Annotated in this window: 5 protein-coding genes; 1 reads left to right on the top strand and 4 read right to left on the bottom strand. The window is 73.8% G+C overall.

Features of this window, described 5'->3' with window-relative positions; genetic code table 11:
• Positions 1 to 106 precede the first annotated feature (106 nt).
• The 4 genes from asnB to WD341_RS10260 all read right to left on the bottom strand — a co-directional run bounded on the left by asnB (position 107) and on the right by WD341_RS10260 (position 4,312).
• The gene (gene asnB / locus WD341_RS10275; protein WP_368425357.1) at positions 107 to 2,002 is read right to left on the bottom strand and encodes an asparagine synthase (glutamine-hydrolyzing); all 1,896 of its coding nucleotides are present in this window, start codon (positions 2,000 to 2,002) and stop codon (positions 107 to 109) included.
• Between the two features lie 178 nt (positions 2,003 to 2,180).
• A complete protein-coding gene (locus WD341_RS10270; RefSeq protein WP_368425356.1) occupies positions 2,181 to 2,924 on the bottom strand; it encodes a transaldolase in 744 nt (247 codons plus the stop codon).
• Positions 2,925 to 3,053: 129 nt separating this feature from the next.
• Entirely contained in the window at positions 3,054 to 4,010 is a 957-nt protein-coding gene (locus tag WD341_RS10265) for a DMT family transporter (RefSeq protein ID WP_368425355.1), read from the bottom strand.
• Positions 4,007 to 4,312: a DUF1289 domain-containing protein gene (locus WD341_RS10260; RefSeq protein WP_368425354.1), complete on the bottom strand. Its 306-nt coding sequence runs from the start codon at positions 4,310 to 4,312 to the stop codon at positions 4,007 to 4,009. The genes WD341_RS10265 and WD341_RS10260 overlap by 4 nt, the downstream gene beginning before the upstream one ends.
• 129 nt (positions 4,313 to 4,441) lie before the next feature.
• Between WD341_RS10260 and WD341_RS10255 the strand changes: the two genes are divergently transcribed.
• The gene (locus WD341_RS10255) at positions 4,442 to 6,103 is read left to right on the top strand and encodes an adenylate/guanylate cyclase domain-containing protein (RefSeq protein WP_368425353.1); all 1,662 of its coding nucleotides are present in this window, start codon (positions 4,442 to 4,444) and stop codon (positions 6,101 to 6,103) included.
• Positions 6,104 to 6,149 lie beyond the last annotated feature (46 nt).

Raw genomic sequence — 6,149 nt, 5'->3', positions numbered from 1 at the left:
CACGAGGATGCTACCGCCTCGTCGCCAGCCCCATAGCTTCTGTCGAGGGGCGTGGAAGCTCGCTCGGCCGGACCGGCGGCCGGGCCGCCCCGGAAATCTTGCTCCCTCAGCCCCAGGCTTCGCGCCAGGCCTGGAGCATCAGCACGGTCCACAGCGGGTACTGGCCCTCGACGCGACCGGCGAGATGGTCGGACCAGAGCCGGCGCACCGGCAGGGGATCGAGCAGGCCCTCGTCGCGCAGCCGGCGCTCGTCGAGCAGGGCCTCCGCCCAGTCGCGCAAGGGGCCGCGCAGCCAGGCGCCGATCGGCACCGAGAAGCCCTGCTTCGGGCGATCGATCAGGCGGTCCGGCAGATGCCGACTCAGCACCTGGCGCAGCAGCCACTTGCCGCGGCCGCCGCGCAGCTTGAACCGCGGCCCGAGCGCCCAGGCGAACTCGACGACCCGGGGGTCGAGCAGCGGCACCCGCGTTTCCAGGCCGACCGCCATGGAGGCGCGGTCGACCTTGGTCAGCACGTCGTCCGGCAGGTAGGTCGTGAGGTCGAGAACCTGCAGGTAGGCGAGCGGATCCGGGAAGCGCGCCGCGAGGTCCGAGGCATCGAGCAGGCTCGCCGCCTCGACGCCCGAGCCCAGGATCAGCGCGCCCGGCTCGTCCCACTGGCTGACCGTGCGCCGGTAGAAGGCGGCCAGGTCCGGCGCGCCGAGGGCGCGGCTCAGCTTGCGCGCGCGCTCGCCGGCCTGGCCGCCGGCGTGCTGCCAGAGCGCGTTCGGCACCCGGTCCAGGGCGCTGGCCGCGGTCTGGCGCAGCGCCGGCGGCCAGCGGCCGATCCGCAGGCCCCAGAGATGCCGGTTATAGCCGGCGAAGAGCTCGTCGCCGCCGTCGCCCGACAGGGCCACGGTCACCGACTGGCGGGTCATGGCCGAGACCAGGAAGGTCGGGATCTGCGAGGGGTCGGCGAAAGGCTCGTCGTAGATCCGCGGCAGCTCCGGCACCACCGCCAGGGCCTCCTCGGCGCCGACGTAGAGCTCGCTGTGCTCGCTGCCCAGGTGCCGGGCGACGGCCCGGGCGTGGGGCGCCTCGTCGAAGCCGGCCTCGGCGAAGCCGATCGTGAAGGTCCGCGCCGGCCGGCCGGTGGCGGCCTGCATCAGCGCGACCACGGTCGAGGAATCGATGCCGCCCGAGAGGAAGGCGCCGAGCGGCACGTCGGCCATGGTCTGGCCGGAGACGGCGTCGCGCAGCAGCACCTCGAGCCGGTCCACCGCCTCGCGCCGCGACAGGTTCTGCGGCTGGCGCTGGCCGGCCTCGGCGATCGCCAGGGCGTCCCAGTAGCACTCCAGGCGCGGCGCCTCGCCGGGAGCGAGGCTGAGGATGTGCCCGGCCGGCAGCTTGCGCGCCGCGGCATAGGCGGTGTGCGGCGCCGGGACGTAGGCGAAGCGCAGGTAGGCGGCGAGCGCGGCGCGGTCGAGGGTCGGGTCGAAGGCCGGGTCGGCGCGCAGCGCCTTCAGCTCCGAGCCGAACAGCAGCAGGCCGTCCCGGAGCGACCAGTAGAGCGGCTTGACCCCGAGCTGGTCGCGGACCAGGAACAGCCGGCGCTCGCGCCGGTCCCAGAGCGCGAAGGCGAAGATGCCGTTGAGCCGCTCGGCGGTGCGCCGCACGCCCCAGTGGGCGCAGGCCTCGAGCAGCACCTCGGCGTCGCAGTTGCCGCGGAAGCGCGCGCCCTCCGCCTCGAGCTCGCCGCGCAGGACCCGGTGGTTGTAGATCTCGCCGTTGTAGGTCAGCACCCAGCGGCCGTCCTCCGAGACCATCGGCTGGCGGCCGGCGTCGGAGAGATCGATGATCGCCAGGCGCCGGTGGCCCAGGGCGAGTCCGGCCTCGGGCTGCAGCCAGACGTCCTGCCCGTCGGGGCCGCGGTGGGCGAGCGCCGCGGTCATGGCGCCGACGCGCGCGGCCAGCGCTTCCTCGCGCTCTCCGGCGGCGCTCAGCAGTCCGGCGATACCACACACGGGAAAGCGGCACCCTCGCCTGTGAACGGGACGGGTGAAGGGGCGGGCGCGCCGCGCGGGCCGCGGCGGCTATCGGGGCCCCACTCTACGCATCCCGAAGCGGCAGCGTCGACAGCGGCCTCGGCCCCTCGACCAGGACCCGCAAGACGGGCGGCGGCGCCGGCGCGGAGGAAGCCGGCTATTCGGCGGCGTCGGCCCGGCGGGTCGGGATCCTGTAGCCGGCGGCCGTCGCGTCCTTGTAGAAGGCCTGCACGGTCTCCAGGCTGTAGCCGCTCAGGTCCTTGCCGATCAGGTCCAGCTTGGCCAGCACGTCGTGGCTGACCGTGATGATGTGGCAGCCAACCGAGTCGGCGTGGAAGATGTTGTAGATCTCGCGCGGGCTCGCCCACAGCAGCTCCGCCTTGGGCTTGGGCGCCAGGATGCGCACCGCCTCGGCCATCACCGGGACGGGGTCGAGGCCGGTGTCGGCGATGCGCCCGGCGAAGACCGAGACGATCGCCGGCGTCTCGGCCGACAGCACCTCGGCGACCTCCTCGACCTGGGCCAGGGTGAAGATCGCGGTGACGTTGAGCTCGACGCCCTGGGCCGCCAGCCGCCCGAGCAGCGGGGCCGTGCTCACGCCCTTGCTGTTGGTGACCGGGATCTTGACGTTGACGTTGTCGCCCCAGGTCGCGATCTCCAGCGCCTGTTCCTCCATCTCGTCCAGCTCGTCGGCGAAGACCTCGAAGGAGATCGGGCGGTGCGGGATCGCCGCCAGCGCCTCCTTGGCGAAGGCGACGTAGTCGGTCACCCCGGCCTTCTTGACCAGCGAGGGATTGGTCGTGAAGCCCTTGATCAGCGGGTTGCCCGCGAGCTGCTTCATGCTCTCGAAGTCGGCGCCGTCGGCGAAGATCTTGACCTTGAGTGACTCGATGGCCGGCATGGCGGCGGCTCCTGGCGGTGGCGTGGATTGGGGCGGCGGCCGGTCGTTGCGGGGGCCGGCGATGCTCCCGGAGATATAGTCCGGGAGGCGGTCCGGATGCAAGAAAGCGGGTCCGCGCCCATCCGGCGCTCAGCCGGCTTGCCGGCGCCGCAGGGGCAGCAGCAGCACGATCGCAAGGGCCGTGCAGATCAGGCCCAGGGCGAGCAGCTCGCGCAGCCCTACGACCTCCTCAAGCAGCAACGCGCTGGAGAAAACGCCGACCACCGGGATCGCCAGCGTCCCGATAGCGGCGATCTGCGCCGGCAGCAGGCGCACCGTGTGCATGAAGGCCCAGATGCAGAAGACCATCGGCACGGTCGCCGCATAGAGGATGGCGAGCGCCTCGACCAGACTCGCCTCCGGCAGGCCCGCCTCGGACAGCTTGGCGTCGGGCGACCAGCTGCCGAGGCCGCCGACGGCGAGGCCGCCCAGGCCGATCACCACCGCCCCGGCGACCTGCTGCCAGCCGGCCAGGGTCGTGGTCGGCAGGGTCCAGCGGAAGCGCTTGAGCAGCACCGTTCCGAGGCCCCAGGAGGCGGCGGCCAGGAGCATCATGGTGGCGCCCAGGGGGGCCGTGCCGAACACCAGCAGGTCGGGCCCGACCAGCACCGCCAGGCCGGCGAGGCCGAGCAGCAGGCCGGCGATGCGCGTCGCGTCCAGGCGCTCGCCGAGCAGCGGCACCGCCAGGAGCGAGGCCCAGAGCGGCATGGTGAAGGCCAGGATCACGGCGCGGCCGGCCGGCATCAGCAGCACCCCGAAGGCCGAGAGCAGGTGCCAGCCGACGATGTTGAAGAGCGCGCAGAGCAGCAGCGGGCCGACCTGGCGCCGCGGCACCCGCAGGCCGTGGCCGCCGAGCAGGGAGAGCGCGAGCAGGCCGAGGCCGCCGACCGCGGCGCACAGCAGCCGGAACTCCCAGATCGACAGGACCCCGAGCGAGAGCTTGATGGCCGGCCAGTTGATGCCCCAGAACAGCGTGATCGCGGCGAGCAGGAGATAGCCGTGGCGGGGCTGGCCGCTGGGTCCCGGGCCGCCCGGCGCCGGGCTCACGATCCGCGGGCCGGCAGGCGCGCGAGCAGCGCGCGCTTTTCCTCGGCCGTCAGGATCGGCCAGTCGCGGATCTCGTCGAGGCTGCGCCGGCAGCCGATGCACAGGCCGCTGGCCTCCTCGATCTGGCAGATCGAGATGCAGGGCGAGGGCACCGAGCTGTCGAAGACCCGGGCGGCGCGCCGGCGCCGGCGCCGCTCGCGGCGCTGCTCGCGGGACGGGGTGCCCGTCTCGTCGCTGGGGCCGGACGCTGCAGCGTCGAGCTCTGCGGGGTCGGGCTGGTCGGGAAGATCGGGCGCGGTCATGCTGGCGGCTCTATAACGGATCGCCGCGGGCCTTGCCTAGGCGGCGCTCGCCCCGGCAATTCGTCAGCGGGCAAATCCGTCAGCGGGCAATCCCGGCGGCGGGCCGGGATGGGGAGCGGGAGGGCTTCGATGGTCAGGCGGCTGCGACTGGCGAGCGGACTGGTGCTGCTCGGCTACGTCGGCCTGCACCTGCTCAACCACGCCCTCGGCCTGGTGTCCCTGGGCGCAGCCGAGCGCCTGCTGGAGGGGCTCCGGGTCTTCTGGGGCGGTCCCGCCGGCACGCTGCTGCTCTACGGGGCGCTCCTGATCCATGTCGCGCTGGCGTTCTGGGCGCTCTATGCCCGTCGGCGCCTGAGCGACCTGGGTCGCGGCGAAGCGGCGCAGCTCGTGCTCGGCTTCCTGGTGCCGCCGCTGCTCGCCGCCCACGTTCTCGGCACGCGCGCGATCGGCGAGCTGTTCGGCACCGAGGCCGGCTACCGCTACGTTCTGGCGATCTACTTCGAGCTGGCGCCGGCGCAGGGCATCCGCCAGCTGCTCGGCCTCGTCGCGGCCTGGCTGCACGGCTGCCTGGGGCTGCACTTCTGGCTGCGGCTCAGGCCCGGCTACGCGCGCGGCGCGCCCTGGCTGCTGGCGCTGGCGATCCTGCTGCCGACACTGGCGGCGACCGGCACCCTGAGCGCCGGCCGCGAGGTCCTGGACTGGCTCGCGGACCCGGCCAACGCGGCGCGCTGGGCGGTGCTGCAGCAGGCGATCACGGACCCGCGCAAGCTGGCCGCGCTGGCGCGCCTCGAGAACGGGCTCCTGGCCGGCTTCCTGCTGCTGCTGCTCGCGACGCTGGCGGCGCGCTGGCTGCGTCGATGGCGGGAGCACCGCGGCGGCCGGGTCCAGCTGACCTACCCGGGCGGTCGCCGGGTCACCGCCCCAGCCGGCACGACGATCCTCGAGGCGAGCCGCATGGCCGGCATCGCGCACGCCTCGCTGTGCGGCGGCCGCGGCCGCTGCTCGACCTGCCGGGTCCGCATCGGCCGCGGCCTGGAGGCGCTGCCGCCGGCCGACGAGGCAGAGCGGCGCGTGCTTGGCCGGGTCGGCGCCTCGCCCAACGTGCGCCTGGCCTGCCAGGCCCGGCCGGCCAGCGACCTCGAGGTGACGCCGCTGCTGCCGCCGAACGTGACGCCGCGCCAGGCCCAGGCGCGTCCGGGCTACCTGCAGGGCCAGGAACGCGAGGTCGTGGTGCTGTTCGCGGACCTGCGCGGCTTCACCGAGTTCGCGGAGACGCGCCTGCCCTACGACGTGGTGTTCCTGCTCAACCGCTACTTCAGCGCCATGGGCACGGCGGTGGAGCAGGCCGGCGGCCGCGTCGACAAGTTCATCGGCGACGGCGTCATGGCGCTGTTCGGCGTCGAGGGGCCGATCGAGGCGGCCTGCCGCCAGGCGCTCGAGGCGGCCGCGGCGATGGCGGCGCGGCTCGAGGAGATCAACGAGCACCTGGGCGAGAGCATCGGCGGGCGGCTCGTCATGGGCATCGGCATCCATGCCGGGCCGGCCATCGTCGGCGAGATGGGCTACGGCCACGCCGTCTCGGTCACCGCGATCGGCGATACGGTCAACACCGCCAGCCGGCTGGAGGCCCTGACCAAGGAATTCGGCGCGCTGCTGGTCGCCTCCGAGGCCGTCGTCGCGCGCAGCGGACTGGTCCTGGACGGCGAGCGGCGCGAGGTCGCGCTGCGCGGCCGCGAAAGCGGCATCCGGGTCGTCGTCGCCGAGCGGGTCAGCCTGAGGAGGCCAGGCTAGGAGCCTGTCCTGCTAATGGTCGAGGCGACGGATCGGATGGTCTTGG

It is taken from the genome of Tistlia sp. (assembly GCF_040905785.1).
Classification (GTDB): domain Bacteria; phylum Pseudomonadota; class Alphaproteobacteria; order Kiloniellales; family DSM-21159; genus Tistlia.
Note: the sequence above shows the minus strand (reverse complement) of the source record. Positions and strands in the feature narration are given on the sequence as shown.